The organism is Cupriavidus sp. 01T418, from assembly GCF_056398885.1.
In genome coordinates this window covers 98,687-113,141 of record NZ_JBFTQG010000013.1, presented here as the reverse complement: position 1 = coordinate 113,141, position 14,455 = coordinate 98,687, and the positions used below count along the sequence as shown (strand labels likewise).

The 14,455-nt window shown below is 66.5% G+C and carries 14 protein-coding genes; 7 read left to right on the top strand and 7 right to left on the bottom strand.

The features are described from left to right. Positions 1-9 precede the first annotated feature (9 nt). Positions 10-3,162, top strand: coding sequence for an efflux RND transporter permease subunit (locus AC1DQ3_RS15880; protein ID WP_477121128.1), 3,153 nt, complete (start codon positions 10-12; stop codon positions 3,160-3,162). 2 nt (positions 3,163-3,164) lie between these two features. Further along, the gene (locus AC1DQ3_RS15875) at positions 3,165-4,643 is read left to right on the top strand and encodes an efflux transporter outer membrane subunit (RefSeq protein WP_477121127.1); all 1,479 of its coding nucleotides are present in this window, start codon (positions 3,165-3,167) and stop codon (positions 4,641-4,643) included. A gap of 22 nt (positions 4,644-4,665) precedes the next feature. Here the strand turns inward: AC1DQ3_RS15875 and AC1DQ3_RS15870 are convergent, their stop codons facing one another. Then, positions 4,666-5,835: a CapA family protein gene (locus AC1DQ3_RS15870; RefSeq protein WP_477121126.1), complete on the bottom strand. Its 1,170-nt coding sequence runs from the start codon at positions 5,833-5,835 to the stop codon at positions 4,666-4,668. A 251-nt stretch (positions 5,836-6,086) separates the two neighbouring features. On the opposite strand from AC1DQ3_RS15870, the gene AC1DQ3_RS15865 reads away from it, so the two are divergent. From AC1DQ3_RS15865 to AC1DQ3_RS15855, 3 genes are all read left to right on the top strand, one after another. Beyond that, positions 6,087-7,016, top strand: coding sequence for a LysR family transcriptional regulator (locus tag AC1DQ3_RS15865; RefSeq protein ID WP_477121125.1), 930 nt, complete (start codon positions 6,087-6,089; stop codon positions 7,014-7,016). 205 nt (positions 7,017-7,221) lie between these two features. Next, positions 7,222-8,190: a Bug family tripartite tricarboxylate transporter substrate binding protein gene (locus AC1DQ3_RS15860; protein WP_477121124.1), complete on the top strand. Its 969-nt coding sequence runs from the start codon at positions 7,222-7,224 to the stop codon at positions 8,188-8,190. A 121-nt stretch (positions 8,191-8,311) separates the two neighbouring features. Continuing rightward, a complete protein-coding gene (locus AC1DQ3_RS15855) occupies positions 8,312-9,283 on the top strand; it encodes a M14 family metallopeptidase (RefSeq protein WP_477121123.1) in 972 nt (323 codons plus the stop codon). A 58-nt stretch (positions 9,284-9,341) separates the two neighbouring features. Here the strand turns inward: AC1DQ3_RS15855 and AC1DQ3_RS15850 are convergent, their stop codons facing one another. The 5 genes from AC1DQ3_RS15850 to AC1DQ3_RS15830 all read right to left on the bottom strand — a co-directional run bounded on the left by AC1DQ3_RS15850 (position 9,342) and on the right by AC1DQ3_RS15830 (position 12,155). Continuing rightward, complete coding sequence (locus AC1DQ3_RS15850; RefSeq protein ID WP_477121122.1) at positions 9,342-9,845, bottom strand: Sbal_3080 family lipoprotein; 504 nt, start codon at positions 9,843-9,845, stop codon at positions 9,342-9,344. Between the two features lie 220 nt (positions 9,846-10,065). Next, complete coding sequence (locus AC1DQ3_RS15845) at positions 10,066-10,353, bottom strand: hypothetical protein (protein ID WP_477121121.1); 288 nt, start codon at positions 10,351-10,353, stop codon at positions 10,066-10,068. A 213-nt stretch (positions 10,354-10,566) separates the two neighbouring features. Then, positions 10,567-10,770, bottom strand: a complete 204-nt coding sequence (locus tag AC1DQ3_RS15840) for a hypothetical protein (protein ID WP_477121120.1) — start codon at positions 10,768-10,770, stop codon at positions 10,567-10,569. 73 nt (positions 10,771-10,843) lie between these two features. Beyond that, positions 10,844-11,413: an OB-fold protein gene (locus AC1DQ3_RS15835; RefSeq protein ID WP_477121119.1), complete on the bottom strand. Its 570-nt coding sequence runs from the start codon at positions 11,411-11,413 to the stop codon at positions 10,844-10,846. Positions 11,414-11,741: 328 nt separating this feature from the next. Next, on the bottom strand, positions 11,742-12,155 hold the full coding sequence (locus AC1DQ3_RS15830) for a hypothetical protein (RefSeq protein WP_477121118.1): 414 nt from the start codon (positions 12,153-12,155) through the stop codon (positions 11,742-11,744). Between the two features lie 146 nt (positions 12,156-12,301). On the opposite strand from AC1DQ3_RS15830, the gene AC1DQ3_RS15825 reads away from it, so the two are divergent. Further along, the gene (locus AC1DQ3_RS15825; RefSeq protein ID WP_477121117.1) at positions 12,302-12,979 is read left to right on the top strand and encodes a methyltransferase family protein; all 678 of its coding nucleotides are present in this window, start codon (positions 12,302-12,304) and stop codon (positions 12,977-12,979) included. A 44-nt stretch (positions 12,980-13,023) separates the two neighbouring features. On the opposite strand, the gene AC1DQ3_RS15820 is transcribed toward AC1DQ3_RS15825, so the two are convergent. Next, positions 13,024-13,476, bottom strand: coding sequence for a PA2169 family four-helix-bundle protein (locus AC1DQ3_RS15820; protein WP_477121116.1), 453 nt, complete (start codon positions 13,474-13,476; stop codon positions 13,024-13,026). A gap of 394 nt (positions 13,477-13,870) precedes the next feature. Here AC1DQ3_RS15820 and AC1DQ3_RS15815 point away from each other — a divergent pair, with 394 nt between their 5' ends. Continuing rightward, positions 13,871-14,425, top strand: a complete 555-nt coding sequence (locus AC1DQ3_RS15815; protein ID WP_477121115.1) for an LbetaH domain-containing protein — start codon at positions 13,871-13,873, stop codon at positions 14,423-14,425. Positions 14,426-14,455 lie beyond the last annotated feature (30 nt).

Here is a 14,455-nt window from a genome sequence, read left to right as displayed (position 1 = left end):
AGCCAGTTTATGGCCAAGTTTTTTATTGACCGGCCGGTGTTCGCGTGGGTGCTTGCGCTGATCATCGTGCTGGGGGGCGCGCTGTCGGTCGTGCAACTGCCGATCGCCCAGTACCCCAACATCGCCCCGCCGACGATCTCGGTCACGGCGACCTATCCGGGCGCTTCCGCCAAGACGCTTGAAGACTCGGTCACCTCGGTGATCGAGCAAGAGCTCAACGGCATTCCCGGGCTGCTTTACTACAACTCCACCAGCGAAGCCACCGGCCTGTCGACGATCACGATCGCCTTCCAGCCGGGCTCCAACATCGACCTGAACTCGGTCGAAGTGCAGAACCGCCTGAAACGCGTGGAAGCGCGCCTGCCCGCCGAAGTGCGCCAGCAAGGCGTGCGCGTGGACAAGGCCGGGAACAACTACATGATGTTCCTGACGGTCTCGTCCAAATCCGGGCAGGCCGATGCCATCCAGCTCGGCAACTACATCTCGGCCAACGTGATCGATTCGATCCGCCGCGTGCCGGGCGTGGGCCAGGCCGACCTGTTCGGCACCGAGTACGCCATGCGCATCTGGGTGGACCCGGCCAAGCTGACCGGCTTCAACCTGACCCCGCAGGACGTCACCGCTGCCATCTCGGAGCAGAACGTCCAGGTCGCCGTGGGCGAGATCGGCGGCACGCCGTCGCCCAAGGGCACGGAGCTCAATGCCACCGTCACTACCGAAAGCCGCCTCGCCACGCCGGAGCAGTTCGCCAACATCCTGCTGCGCACGAATCCGGACGGCTCCTCGGTGCGCCTCAAGGACGTCGGCCGCGCCGAGCTCGGCGGTGCCGACTACTCCACGCTGGCCCGTACCAACGGCAAGGCGTCGGCGGCCATCGCCATCAAGCTGGCCCCGAGCGGCAATGCGCTGGCCACCGCCACCGCGGTGCGCGCCAAGATGGAAGAACTCTCCAGGTTCTTCCCGGGCGACTACCAGTACACCGTGCCTTACGACACCTCGGCCTTTGTCAAGATCTCGATCGAGGAAGTGGTCAAGACCCTGTTCGAGGCCGTGGTGCTGGTGTTCCTGGTGATGTACCTGTTCCTGCAGAACTTCCGCGCCACCATCATCCCGACGGTGGTGGTGCCGGTGGCCCTGCTGGGCACCACCGGCATGCTGCTGGCGTTCGGCTTCTCCATCAACGTGCTGACCATGTTCGGCATGGTGCTGGCGATCGGTATCCTGGTGGACGATGCGATCGTGGTGGTGGAAAACGTCGAGCGGATCATGAGCGAGGAAGGACTCTCGCCACGCGACGCCACGCGCAAGGCCATGGGCCAGATCACCGGCGCCATCGTCGGCATCACGCTGGTGCTGATCGCGGTGTTCATCCCGATGGCGTTCTTCTCGGGCTCGGTGGGCAACATCTACCGCCAGTTCTCGCTCTCGCTGATCTCGTCGATCGCGTTCTCGGCGCTGTTGGCGCTGACGCTCACGCCGGCGCTGTGCGCGACGCTGCTCAAGCCGGTCGAGGCGGGGCACCATCACGAGAAGAAGGGCTTCTTCGGCTGGTTCAACCGCACCTTCGCGCGTGCCGCCACCGGCTACCAGAGTACGGTGGCGCGCATCCTGGCGCGTGCCGGCCGTTACCTGATCATCTATGCCCTCATCGTCGTCGGCATGGTGGTGCTGTTCAAGCGCCTGCCTTCGTCCTTCCTCCCCGAAGAGGACCAGGGCTACATGATCACGGTGGTGCAGCTGCCCAACGGTGCCACGCAGGAACGTACCATCGGCGTGCTCAAGCAGATCGAGGACTACTACCTGCAGAAGGAATCCAAGGTGGTGGACCAGATGATCACCGTGGCGGGCTTCTCCTTCTTTGGCCGTGGCCAGAACGGCGGTATCGCGTTCGTGCGCCTGAAGGACTGGAAGGAGCGCACCGGCAAGGACGAGACCGCGCAGGCACTGGTTGGCCGGGCTTTTGGCGCCCTCTCCTTCATCAAGGACGCCATCATCTTCCCGCTCAACCCGCCGGCGATTTCCGAGCTGGGCAACTCCTCGGGCTTCGACTTCCGCCTGCAGGACCGCACCGGCCAGGGTCACGCCAAGCTGATGGAAGCGCGCAACATGATGCTCGGCATGGCCGCGAAGAATCCCGCGCTGGCGGGCGTACGCCCCGAAGGCCAGGAAGACGCGCCGCAGCTGCAGATCGACATCGACCGCGAGAAGGCGCGTGCGCTGGGTGTCTCGGTGGCCAACATCAACGCGACGCTCGCGATCGCTTTCGGCTCTTCCTATGTCAACGACTTCATCTACGAAGGCCGTGTGCGCAAGGTGATTGCCCAGGCGGAAGGCGACGACCGCAAGCTGCCCGACGACCTGACCAAGCTGCGCGTGAAGAACAAGAACGGCGACATGGTTGCGTTCGCCGCCTTTGCCACGTCCAAGTGGATCATGGGCTCGCCGCGCCTGGAGCGTTACAACGGCTTGCCAGCGGTGAAAATCGCGGGCCAGGCCGCACCGGGCCGCAGTACCGGCGAAGCGATGAAGATCATGGAAGAGAACTTCGCCAAGCTGCCGCCGGGCTTCGGCTTCGAGTGGTCCGGGCAATCGTATGAAGAGCGCCTGGCCGGTTCGCAGGAGCCGCTGCTGTACACGCTGTCGCTGATCATCGTGTTCCTGTGCCTGGCCGCGCTGTACGAGAGCTGGTCGATCCCGGTCGCGGTGCTGCTGGTGGTGCCGCTGGGCGTGCTCGGCGCGCTGCTTGGCGTGACGCTGCGCGGCATGCCCAACGACGTGTACTTCAAGGTGGGCCTGATCGCGACGATCGGCTTGTCGGCGAAGAACGCCATCCTGATCGTGGAATTCGCCAAGGATCTGCAGGCGCAGGGCCGCAGCGTCATCGACGCCACGCTCGAAGCCGTGCACTTGCGCTTCCGCCCGATCCTGATGACCTCGATGGCCTTTATCCTGGGCGTGCTGCCGCTGGCGATCGCCACCGGCGCGGGTTCGGGTGGCCAGCGCGCCATCGGTACCAGCGTGATCGGCGGCATGATCACCGCCACGGTGCTGGCGATCTTCCTGGTGCCGGTGTTCTTCGTGGTGATCCGCAGCCGCTTCAAGGGCAGCAAGCGCGAGCTGTTGCTCAACGAGCAAGGGCTCGAACCCAAAGAGGGAATCTGACAATGACAAAGACACTGACCACGCTGTTGCTGGTGGCGGGCGTCCTCTCGGGTTGCACTCTGGCACCCGTCTATGAGCGCCCTGCCCCGCCGGTGGCCACGCACTACCCGGCGGCGCCGGAAGGCTACGCGGCCGCGGAAGTGAAGAGCGGCGAAACCCGCCCTGCGGGCGAGATCGGCTGGCGCGAGTTCTTCCACGATCCGCGCCTGCAAGTGCTGATCGCCACCTCGCTGGAAAACAACCGCGACCTGCGTACCGCCGCGCTGCGCATCGAGGAAGCGCGCGCGCTGTACCAGATTCAGCGCGCCGACCTGCTGCCCACGGTGAATGCTACCGGCGGCTACACGCGCCAGCGTTTCGCCGCGTCGCAGTCCAGCACGGGCCGGCCTTACATTGCCGACGGATACCAGGTCGGCGCGTCGATTTCCTCATTCGAGCTCGACTTCTTCGGCCGTGTGCGCAGCCTCTCCAACGCGGCGCTGGCGCAGTACCTCGCCACTGAGGAAGCGCGCCGCGCGGCACAGATCTCGCTGGTCTCGGAAGTCGCCAAGGCCTACCTGTCGGAGCGTTCCTTCGCCGAGCAATACGAGCTGGCGCAGAATACGCTGAAGACGCGCGAGTCCACGCTGAGCCTGGCAAAGCAGCGCTACGATGCCGGCGCCACGTCGGCGCTGGACCTGCGCGACAACGAATCGCTGGTGGCGCAGGCCCGCGTGTCCGCCGCGCAGCTGGCACGCCAGCGCGCGCAGGCGCAGAACGCGCTCGAAGTGCTGGTGGGCAAGCCCATCGGTAGCATCGAGAGCCTGCCTGCGCCGATGCGCCTGTCGGACGAGCGCATCATCAGCGACATCCCGGCCGGGCTGCCGTCGGACCTGCTCGAGCAGCGCCCCGACATCCGCCAGGCCGAGCAGCAGTTGCTCTCGGCCAACGCCAATATCGGCGCGGCGCGCGCGGCCTTCTTCCCGCGCATCACGCTCACCGCCAATGCCGGCGCGATCAGCCCGACCTTCTCGAAGCTGTTCGATGCCGGCACGGGCGCGTGGTCGTTCGCACCGCAACTGGTGCTGCCGATTTTCGATTACGGCCGCAATCTGTCGACCCTGGACCTGACCAACGTTCGCAAGAACATCCAGATCGCCAACTACGAGAAGACCATCCAGACGGCCTTCGCGGAAGTGGCGGATGCACTTGTCGCGCGCGGCACGCTGGAAGACCAGGTCAACAGCCAGGCGCAGGTGCGCGACGCCGAGGCGGCGCGCTACGAGTTGTCGACGATGCGCTTCCGCAACGGCGTGGCCAGCCAGCTGGACCAGCTCGACTCGCAGCGCCAGCTGTTCTCGGCCGACCAGGCGCTGATCCAGGCAAGGCAACTGCGCCTGAACAACGCCATCGACCTGTATCGCTCGCTTGGCGGTGGCCTGAGCGAGAACGGTCCGGTGGCCTCGGCCGACAGCATCAAGCCGGCCGTGACGACGCAGTAAAGATGTCCGGGGCCGTTCGCGCTTAGCCGCGCGAGCTGTCCCAGCGCAGCGACAGGAAATCGTCCGCCGTCCGGATTGCATGCGTGCCCAGCCTGGCGCCTTCGCGATCCAGCGTGGCGCGCAGCCATGACACGCCCTCGGGCGGCGCGCGGCGCAGGCTGAAATGGCGGATCTGCATCGGCACGGCGTCCAATTCGCGCAATGCGCCGGTCGCGGCGTCGACCAGCGGGAAGTACATCAATACCAGGTCCGGCCGATACCACTGGTGTCCGCCGATGCCTTCGTAATCGTTGAGGAAGTCCCCGCAACCGTGGAGAATCAGGCGGCCGCGATAGACCTCGATGCCTTTCACGTGATGGGACGAATGCCCGTACACGATATCGGCGCCGCCGGCGTCGATCAGCCGGTGCGTGAAGACCTGCGCCTCGCGCGAAATATCGAAGCCCCAATTGCCACCCCAATGCAGCGACACCACCACGATGTCGCCCGCGCGCCGTGCCGCCGCCGTCCGGCAGGCAACGCCATCGGCTGCGCGCGCTGAAATGTCCGGCAGAAAATTGACGCCCGCTTGCCCCGCAGCCGCGGCCCAGTCCGCCGGCACGCCGCTGCTTTCGGTGGCGTAGGCAAAGACGAGAACCCTGCCTCCTCGCGCCAGCCCGATCACGGCGGGCGCGGCGGCCTGCGCCTCGTCGCGTCCGGCGCCTGCGGTGTGCATGCCGGCGCCGTGCAAGACGGCCAGGGTTTCGTCGAGTCCGGCGCGGCCCCAGTCCAGCACGTGGTTGTTCGCCAGCACGCAGCAGTCGAGCCGTGCGCTGGCCAGGCATGGCACATTGGCGGGGTGCATCCGGTAGTGGATGCCCTTGCCCGGCTGCGCATCCTCGCTGGTGGTCACGGCCGTTTCCAGGTTGACGATGCGCGCGTCCGGCCGGCATTGCGCCAGCAGCGCGAGCGCGTCGCCCCAGGGATAGGCATGGTCCGCGGGCCGCTGCATCGCGCCTGTGACACGCTCCGCCAGCTCGACATAGTCGAGCGCCGAACGCAGCCAATGTTCGTACAGGTGCGGCTTGCCCGGATGCGGCAGGATCTGGTCGATGCCGCGGCCGGTCATCACATCGCCGCACAGGAACAAGCGCACGCAAGCGCCGCCGGCCGAAGCCGCGTTGCCTGGGGCTGTCCGGGTCACATCATCCATCGCGCACTCCCTTCCTGCCAACCGGGCCGGACACGCTCGCGCCCGTTTGCCGGATCGCCGTTCCCATTTTGCGCCGCCCGGGCCATGCGCGGCTCGCGGCAGGGCGCGCATGTCCGATGTGCAGCCAGGCGCGCAAAGTGATGGAGGGCGCGTTGTCGCGCGCGGCTACAATGTTCGCAGTGCCGCGCAGGCGATGACGGCATGTACCGTTATCCCCTTCCACTTCTCCATGCGCCTCGGCGCGAGTCCTTATGCATATCCGCTGGCTGGAGGATTTTGTGTGCCTGGCACAGGCCGGCAGCCTCGCGCGCGCGGCAGAGCTGCGCAACGTCACGCCGCCCGCGTTCGGGCGCCGCATGCAGGCGCTGGAAGTCTGGGCGGGCGCGCCGCTGATCGACCGCAGCGTGTTTCCCGTGCGTCTCACCGATGAGGGGCGGCAGTTCCTGGAGGCGGCGCAGAGCGCGCTGCGCACGCTGGACGAGACGCGGTTGTCGCTGCGCGCGGCGCATCGCGCCGATGCCAGCACGGTGGTGATCGCCACCGGCAAGACGCTGGCGCGCTCGATGCTGCCGGCATGGCTGGCGGGGCTGCGCCACGCGCTGCGCAACGATAAGGCCGCGGCGAATTTCCGCACTCGGCTTTCCACTTTTCCCACGCACGACGCGCTGGTGATGTTCACCGAAGGCGATGCCGATTTCCTGCTCTGCTACAACTCACCCGAGCAGCCGGTGACGCTCGACAATGCGCGCTACCAGTACCACCTGGTGGGTGAGGAGCGCCTGGTCTGCGTAAGCGCCGCGGCGGATGGCGGCGGGCCGCGGTACGCGCTGCGCGCACGCGGCCAGCGCGCGCCGGTGCCGATGATCGCCTACGCCGAGACGCTGACGCTGGGGCGGATGGTCAACGGCGAGATCGCGCGGCGCGGGCTGGCCGGCCGGCTCGATGTGATCGCCGTCAGCGACTTTGCCGAGTCGGTCCACGAAATGGTGCGCCAGCGCATGGGACTGGCGTGGCTGCCGGCGCGGCTGATTGCCGATGACCTGCACGCCGGGCGCCTGGTGCGCGCCGGGCTGGAGATGGGCAGCGAGACCGACCTGGCGATGCAGATTCTGCTCTATCGTCCGCGCGCGCCCATGCGGGCCCTGGGTGAGGCCTTCTGGCGCGCGGCGGTCGCGGCCTGAGCGTTCCAGCCACGCATCGACGCGGCCAGCGTCATGATCACCAGGATCGTGCGAGGGATGGCGCTGCGCCTCCCCTTGCTCGCCCTTGCTCCCCTTGCCAAAACGGCAAGCGCCATTGCCAAAGCCGCACGTTGTTGCGGGCGCACGCTCTCTAAGATCGCCGCATATCTGCATACCTGCCAATTAAAAAAGGGAGAGACCTGCCATGAACAAACTGCTGCGTGCGGCTGTCGCCGTGTCCTTCTGTGTGCTTGCCGGCGGCGCCAGCGCCTCGGGCTGGCCGGCCAAGCCGATCTCGCTGGTGGTGGGCTACACCGCGGGCGGCAGCGTCGACCTGGTGGCGCGCACCATCGCGCCGGAACTGGGCAGGCACCTGGGCCAGAGCGTGGTGATCGAGAACTCGGGCGGCGCCGGCGGCACCATTGGCGCGGCCAAGGTGGTCAAGGCCGATGCCGACGGCTACACGCTGCTGATGGGTTCGGGCAGCGAGGTCTCGATTGCGCGCCTGACCAATCCCGCCGTGCGCTACGACGGCGAGCGCGACCTGGCGCCGATCACCTTCGTCGGCACCCAGCCGATGGTGCTGGTTGGCAAGGCGGCGCTGCCGGCCAGGAACGCCGACGAGCTGATCGCGCTGGCCAAGGCGCAGCCGGGCAAGCTGGCCTATGCGTCGTCCGGCGTGGGCACGCCGCTGAACCTGGCGGGCGAACTGATCAAGCAGCAGGGCAAGGTCAATATCACCCATGTGCCCTACAAGGGTGCGTCCGCCATGTCGACCGACCTGCTCGGCGGCCAGATCGACCTCGCCGTGATGGTGCTGTCGTCGGCCCTGCCCCATATCCAGGCCGGCCGCGTCAAGGCCTATGGCGTGACGGAAAAGCACCGTGCCCAGGTGGCGCCCGATGTCCCCGCGCTGGCCGAAAGCAGTGCGCTCAAGGGCGTGGACATGGGCGTGTGGTTTGGCCTGATGGCGCCGGCCAACACCCCGCGTGCCGTGATCGACCGCCTGAACACCGAGATGCAGGCCGTGCTGGCGATGCCCGAGGTGAAGAAGAAGCTGGCCGAAGCCGGCGTGGAAGTCGCACCCGGCGGCCCGGGCCAGTTCGCCAGCTTTATCAAGCGCGAGACGGTGAAGTACAAGAGCATCGTCCAGACCGCCGGCATCCACGAATAAGCGGCGGCAGGCGTACCATTTGCCAGTCACGGGCGGTGGCATCGACATGAGCCGCCGCCCCGCCGTTGCTTCTTTCCCCGCTATCCGCCGATCTCACCGGCAATCCAGCCGACCCACGAACATGACGACCACTGCCCCCGGCTTCGACGCTTACCCGGTCGAAGTCGAATTCCCCGATATCCGTCCCTATGCCGCCGGCAACAGCGGCGTGCCCTACGTCCATACCTTCGACAGCGGCGTGCCCGGCCCGCATGTGATGGTCAACGCGCTGACGCACGGCAACGAAGTGTGCGGCGCCATCACCGTCAAGGCGCTGCTGGACCTCGGCGTGCGCCCGCGCCGTGGCCGCCTGACGCTGGCCTTCGCCAACGTCGACGCGTACCACACCTTCGAGGCGGCCCGCCCGGACGCTTCGCGCTATGTGGACCAGGACTTCAACCGCGTGTGGACGGCGGCCATGCTCGACGACACCAGCCGCGACTCCTCGGAGCTGCGCCGCGCGCGCGCCATGCGCCCGGTCATCAATACCGTGGACCTGCTGCTGGATCTGCACTCCATGCACGAGAAAAGCCTGCCGCTGATCGTCTCCGGCCCGCTCGACAAGGGCATTGCCCTTGCGCGCGCCGTGGGTGCGCCGGCTAACGTGATCGCGGACGAAGGCCACCCGGAAGGCCGCCGCATGCGCGATTACGAAGGATTCGGCGACCCGGCCAGCCCCAGGAACGCGCTGCTGATCGAGTGCGGCCAGCACTGGGAAGCCGCCGCCGTGGGCGTGGCCAGGGACAGCACCGCGCGCTTCCTGCTCAACGCCGGCGTGATCGACGCTGCCGACGTGCCTGCCAGCTGGCTGTGCCCCCTGCACCCGCAGCGGGTGGTACGCGTGACGGAACCGGTGGTTGCCAGCAGCATGGACTTCCGCTTCGCCGGCCCTTACACCGGGCTGGAAACCTTTGCCGAGGCCGGTACCGTGATCGGCTGGCGCGATGGCGAACCGGTGCTCACGCCGTACCCGGATTGCGTGCTGGTGATGCCGTCGCTGCGGCAACTGCGGCCCGGCGTCACCGTGGTCAGGCTCGGTCGGCTGATCGGCTGATTTGGCGGATGCAGCGCCGTGCCGCGGGCCCGGCGGGCTGACGCCCGGGCCGTGGTGCTCAGGCCGGCGCGGTGCCGCTGGTGCCGGCGGTGCCCTGCTTGGGCAGCATGCCGGGCAGCAGTTGATCGACCAGTTCCTCGATTTTCGCCTCCGGCACCACGAAGTTGCTCAGGTTGAGGCCGCCGGCGCTGCGCAGCGCGTCGTAGTTCGCCTTGCCGGCGCGCTCGCCGCCGATGTAGACGACGATCTCGGCTGAACTGAGGAAATCGCGCCAGTACGACGAGCGTTGCGCGACAAAGGTGGCCGTATAGGGGCACGAAGCAACCGATGCGCCGGGCAGCAAGGTCTTGAACTCGAAGCCACGTGCCTGGATCGAATCGCGCAACGTTTCCACGTAGGCATTACCGACCGGGTTGCTGATCACGCAGAACAGCGTGCCGTCGGCCGGCTGCGCGGAGGCGATGCGGTCGCCGCGGTCGACCGGGATGACGGACTGGTATGTGGCGCAGCCGGTGGCCAGCAAGCCCAGGCTGGCGGTGGCGGCTAGCAATGCTCTTTTCATGATGTTCCTGGATCGCTGCTGCAAGGGTGCCGAACGCGGCCTGGCGGGGTGATCCGCGGGGTGACCGTGTGGTCGGCAGGCGCGTGCGCCAACTTTAGGCCATCGCGGCGGCGGCAATCGGTGGAACAGAGCAGGAAAAATGGTCCGGCGGCGGTCGCGGGCAGCACGCACGAGGTGCCGCACGCAAGAGAGGCTGTGCCCGGCGCCTCGATGCACGGCCTCAGGCAACGAATGCCTGGCGGCAGCGCAGCGCCATCACCTGCGCCTCGAAGGCACGGGCGGCGCGCTGCGCGAACTGGTCGCGGCGGCGCTGGCGGGACCGGGGTTTGGACTGGCCTGGTGTCTGGCCTTTGTTCGCCACATTGTGACCGCGGCCTGGGTGGTCATTTTTGGTGGCAATGGGACCCAGTTCGGCGATCTGCCACTCACGGCGCGTCACGGCAAGGATGTTGGCGAGTGCCTGGGCTTGCGGCGCGGGAATACTGCCCTGGAGGAGAGCTTCCATCATGATGTTCGGCGCGGCCCGCGCTGTTTGGAGCGCCAGGGCGCGGCGTTGATCTTTGTTTGTATCGTGATGGAAAGATACACAACGCCGCGGCGGCGGATTGTCGACGGTGCGCCGAACCTGATGTGGGATGCGTCCTACAAGGCGCGGGAGCGGCGTCCAAGGCGTGAGCGGAGGATGGAAAGTGCGGCCACCGGTACGCCCGCGGGCGGTGCCTCAGGCCTTTGCCGGACCACCGCTTGCCAGCGTTCCCACCACCATCAGGCAGAGCGCCGCAAGGAACACACCCACCAGCAGGATCTGCAGCCGTCCCACCGGACGGCCCTTGAGGAAGGCATTGCTGATAAACGGCGGGGATACCAGGCCGACCGCCGTTACGATCAGGATGGTCAGGGCGAGTACGGAAAGCAGGGTTTGCATGCGATGTGTCGATCTGTAGGCGTGCGGCGTGCGGCGTGCGGCAAAAGGGATAAGTCAGTGCTCGCGCTCAGTGTCAGTTGGCGCCGCCGCGCACCAGGCAGCCTTCGAGCACGGGCGAGCCGTCCACCTGGCCGGCGCCGGTGCATTCCACGGCCACCTTCTGTCCGCGCCGGACCATGGTGCCGCGCGCTTCCACCTCGCAGGTGCGCCCGGCGGGTCCGCAAATCTGTATCGGCAGCAGCTTGGCGCGCACCACCAGGGTCGGGCTGTTGGAGCGGATATCGAGGAATACCGAGTCGTCCGCCTCGCGCCGCACGCCGCTGGCTATCCCCTCCACGATGAAGTACTTGCCAAGGTAGCGGTCGTTGGCCGCGCCGGAGTTTTCCCGGTAGTCATCGACCAGCGTGTCCGCCTGGTACTGCGGCAGGATGTCGGTGGAGCGCTGCGGGTCGATGCTGATCGGGTCCAGCGTGCCGTTCTTGGGCACGCCGCGCGCGCCGATATTGGGTTCGGGCGCGGCGGCAGCCACCGGCTCCGGGGCCGGCTCCTGCTGCTGTTCTTCATGGTTGCCGGTCAGCCACAACATGGCAAGCACGGCCACGGCAACAACGGCGATAAGGGTCTGCTGGGTACGGTTCAACACGGGGTTTCCTGCGATAAAAATTAGCTGTTGCGCTGCCTGTCGCACGTTTGCGCATCGGCCATCCGGCGCTGCGTGCCCGCATGGCCGCATCGCCCGCCAGCCCGCCTGTGGCAACGCCCTGCGCCGCTAACCCCCGCGCCGCGGCGGGGGCGCCAAAAAAGTTGCCCACAGCTTTGCCCACAGGGTTGTTCCATCTTTTCCACAGACTTGTCCACAGCCTGGGCGAGGTGCTGCGCGGGTTGCAGCTGGGCATGCGCAGGCACTTCAAGATGGGCGGCGTGGCGCAATGCCGGCTTCGGACGGGGCTGATGCACTCGCCTTGCGGGGATCAGTGCAGGTGCCGCAGGCCGGCCTCGCCGTCGTCTTCGTCTTCGTCTTCCCAGTCCTCATGTTCGATCGGGGTGTCGGGCGCCATGTCGAACACCATCGAATGGTGCTGCACCGTGAACCAGTCGCGGAACTGCTGCAGCGTGAGCGTTTCGGGCCACAGGCTCTCGTCGAACCACTCGCCCAGCATGAATTCGAAGAAGGCGCGCCAGCGCTGTTCCACCCACAACAGCGCCTCCGGCGAGGTAGCGACATCCTCCGGCACCAGGAACACGCTCTGGTCCTCGCGCACATGCTCAAGCGTGAGGGTGGCCACCGGATCGGTATCCACGGCCATGATCCAATCGAAGAAAGGCTGCTGCGGCACCAGGATGACGAGCGAGCGATTGAGGGTGAAGCGCGGATGATCGGTCATGGCAGAGGCTCGTTCGCTGAAACGGCCCATTGTAGCGGTTGGCCGCGCCGGCATGACAAACAAGTGCTAACGTGAAGAGACGACGGGCGCGTGGTGGCCGGCTTGATCGACGGCACCGTTGCCTGGGTAGCGAAGAGGCCAGCGCCATGGGATGCAAGGTCGGGTTCATGCTTGCGGCGGAGACGCTGCTTTTTGCCGTCTTGCTGTTTGGCGCGGCGGGCACGCTGGCCTGGCCCGCTGGCTGGGTGTATCTCATCCTGTTCTTCGGTGGCGGCTTCTGGCTGACGGAGCGCCTGGCGCGGCACGATCCCGCGCTGCTCGCCGAGCGCATGAAAATGCCCCTCCAGCGCGGCCAGCCGCTTTGGGACAAGCTGCTGGTGCCGGTCGTGCTGGTTGCCTGGTGTGCCTGGATGGTACTGATGGGCCTGGACGCGGTGCGCTACCGCTGGTCCGCGATGCCGCTCTGGCTGCAATGCGCGGGCGCGGCGCTGCTGGTGCTCTCATACCTCGTGATCGACCGCGTGTTTCATGAGAACACTTTCCTCGCCGCGGTCGTCAGGATCCAGGCCGAGCGCGGCCATCGCGTGGTTTCAACCGGCCCTTACGCCGTGGTTCGCCATCCGCTCTACGCCGTCATGCTGGTTTTCCTGCCGGCCAATGCGCTGATGCTTGGCTCCTGGTACGGCGTGGCGGGGGCGATGGTGCTGGTCGGCGCCATCGTCTTTCGCACGGCAATGGAAGACCGCGAACTGCTGCGCGGCCTTGACGGCTACGCAGCGTACGCGGCCCGGGTGCGGTACCGGCTGATTCCGTTCGTCTGGTGAGCAGGTGAGCGGCCGATCCTTGCGGCCCGCCGCCGTTCAGCGCATCAGTGAATCTGCATGCCGCGCATGGCGTGGATGCGGTCGTGATGCCACCGGATACCCTCGTACTGTCGCTGCACCACGGCGCGGATCTCGGGCGGCATGTCGCGCGTCAGCGCCGATTGGTATTCCCGCCTCGCGGCTTCCTCGTCGCGCTCGCATAGCTGCAGCACCGCGTCGTCATTATGCGGCGCGATGACATGCAGCACCTCCATCCAGCCGCGATGCAGCGTGCCGCCCATGCTGCCGCGGTCGCGCGGCTCGGCGCCCAGCGAGGTCACCAGCGCCTGCAGTTCCATCACCGAGGCGCGGCAGGATTCCGCCGTGCCGGTCAGGATGGCGCGTATCTCGGGGTTATGCACTTCACGGGCGCCGGTGGCGCAGCTGAGTTCGCCGTCCTTGCCCACCTCGATCAGATGGTTCAGGGTGGAGACGAGAGGTCTTTGCGCGTTTTCCATGACTTTCTCCTTGCCTGGGTCCGGGCCGATCCTGAAGCCGTATGCACATGTGCACCTGCACCGGAAGCTGCCGTGCTGGCCGGCCCGCAGCCGTCGGTAGCGCGGACCGCGCCACCAGGTTCAGTATAGAAGTTGAGGGAACCAGGACAACGCCGCTTCGCGCACCGGAGGGGGTTTGCGAAAACGCAACGCGAATTGTGTATCCGGCTGCGCGCCCGGACTTAGCCGAAAGTATGAGAGGCTAGAGCAAACGGCGCATTGACGCTGCTTGCCCAGGCACTACCATCGCACTAAGCGAGGGCAATCCTCTCGGAATCCGTGGCTGGCGTAACACTCACGTGCAGGAATGCCCGCGGCATAGCGGTCAACCATGGCAGCGACAAGGAGTAAAAGGATGCAACCAAACAGGACTATCGATCTGACGCTGGCAGGGAAGGGAAATTTCGTTTCCGCGCGCGGCAAGCTCACGCAGATCGTGTGGTTTGTCTTAGAGGCATGCATTATCAACAATCGGCTCATGCCCATCTCCGCGGTGCGCGTCGGGCTACTCCGGCTGTTCGGCGCGAAGATCGGCAAGAACTGCCGGTTCCTGCACGCAATCCGCGTGAAGTTGCCTTGGAACCTTGAGGTGGGTGACAACTCATGGTTCGGTGAAGAAGTCTGGATTTACAACCAGGCGATGATCCGTATCGGATCGAATGTGTGTATCTCGCAGCGTACGTTCCTGACATGTGGATCGCACGATGCCAGCACGAACATGGACCTGCGGGTTGCGCCAATCATTATCGAGGATGGTGCCTGGATCACGTCGAATTGCGTCATCCAGAAGGGCGTCACGATCGGCCGCTCCGCGCTGGTAACGCCGCTGTCCGTCGTGCATCGGTCGCTGGAAGCGGAAGGTGTCTATGGCGGGAATCCGTGCCAGTTCATTCGGAAGCGATTCGGGTAAATGTTCGAGAGTAGCGGTTGCCAACTGCCC

Excerpts from the sequence above, each read along its gene's own strand:
- AC1DQ3_RS15870 (WP_477121126.1), bottom strand. The coding sequence starts at position 5,835 with ATGGATGATGTGACCCGGACAGCCCCAGGCAACGCGGCTTCGGCCGGC.
- AC1DQ3_RS15825 (WP_477121117.1), top strand. The coding sequence starts at position 12,302 with ATGGGATGCAAGGTCGGGTTCATGCTTGCGGCGGAGACGCTGCTTTTT.
- AC1DQ3_RS15830 (WP_477121118.1), bottom strand. The coding sequence starts at position 12,155 with ATGACCGATCATCCGCGCTTCACCCTCAATCGCTCGCTCGTCATCCTG.
- AC1DQ3_RS15880 (WP_477121128.1), top strand. The coding sequence starts at position 10 with ATGGCCAAGTTTTTTATTGACCGGCCGGTGTTCGCGTGGGTGCTTGCG.
- AC1DQ3_RS15820 (WP_477121116.1), bottom strand. The coding sequence starts at position 13,476 with ATGGAAAACGCGCAAAGACCTCTCGTCTCCACCCTGAACCATCTGATC.
- AC1DQ3_RS15860 (WP_477121124.1), top strand. The coding sequence starts at position 7,222 with ATGAACAAACTGCTGCGTGCGGCTGTCGCCGTGTCCTTCTGTGTGCTT.
- AC1DQ3_RS15855 (WP_477121123.1), top strand. The coding sequence starts at position 8,312 with ATGACGACCACTGCCCCCGGCTTCGACGCTTACCCGGTCGAAGTCGAA.
- AC1DQ3_RS15875 (WP_477121127.1), top strand. The coding sequence starts at position 3,165 with ATGACAAAGACACTGACCACGCTGTTGCTGGTGGCGGGCGTCCTCTCG.
- AC1DQ3_RS15815 (WP_477121115.1), top strand. The coding sequence starts at position 13,871 with ATGCAACCAAACAGGACTATCGATCTGACGCTGGCAGGGAAGGGAAAT.
- AC1DQ3_RS15850 (WP_477121122.1), bottom strand. The coding sequence starts at position 9,845 with ATGAAAAGAGCATTGCTAGCCGCCACCGCCAGCCTGGGCTTGCTGGCC.
- AC1DQ3_RS15865 (WP_477121125.1), top strand. The coding sequence starts at position 6,087 with ATGCATATCCGCTGGCTGGAGGATTTTGTGTGCCTGGCACAGGCCGGC.
- AC1DQ3_RS15845 (WP_477121121.1), bottom strand. The coding sequence starts at position 10,353 with ATGATGGAAGCTCTCCTCCAGGGCAGTATTCCCGCGCCGCAAGCCCAG.
- AC1DQ3_RS15840 (WP_477121120.1), bottom strand. The coding sequence starts at position 10,770 with ATGCAAACCCTGCTTTCCGTACTCGCCCTGACCATCCTGATCGTAACG.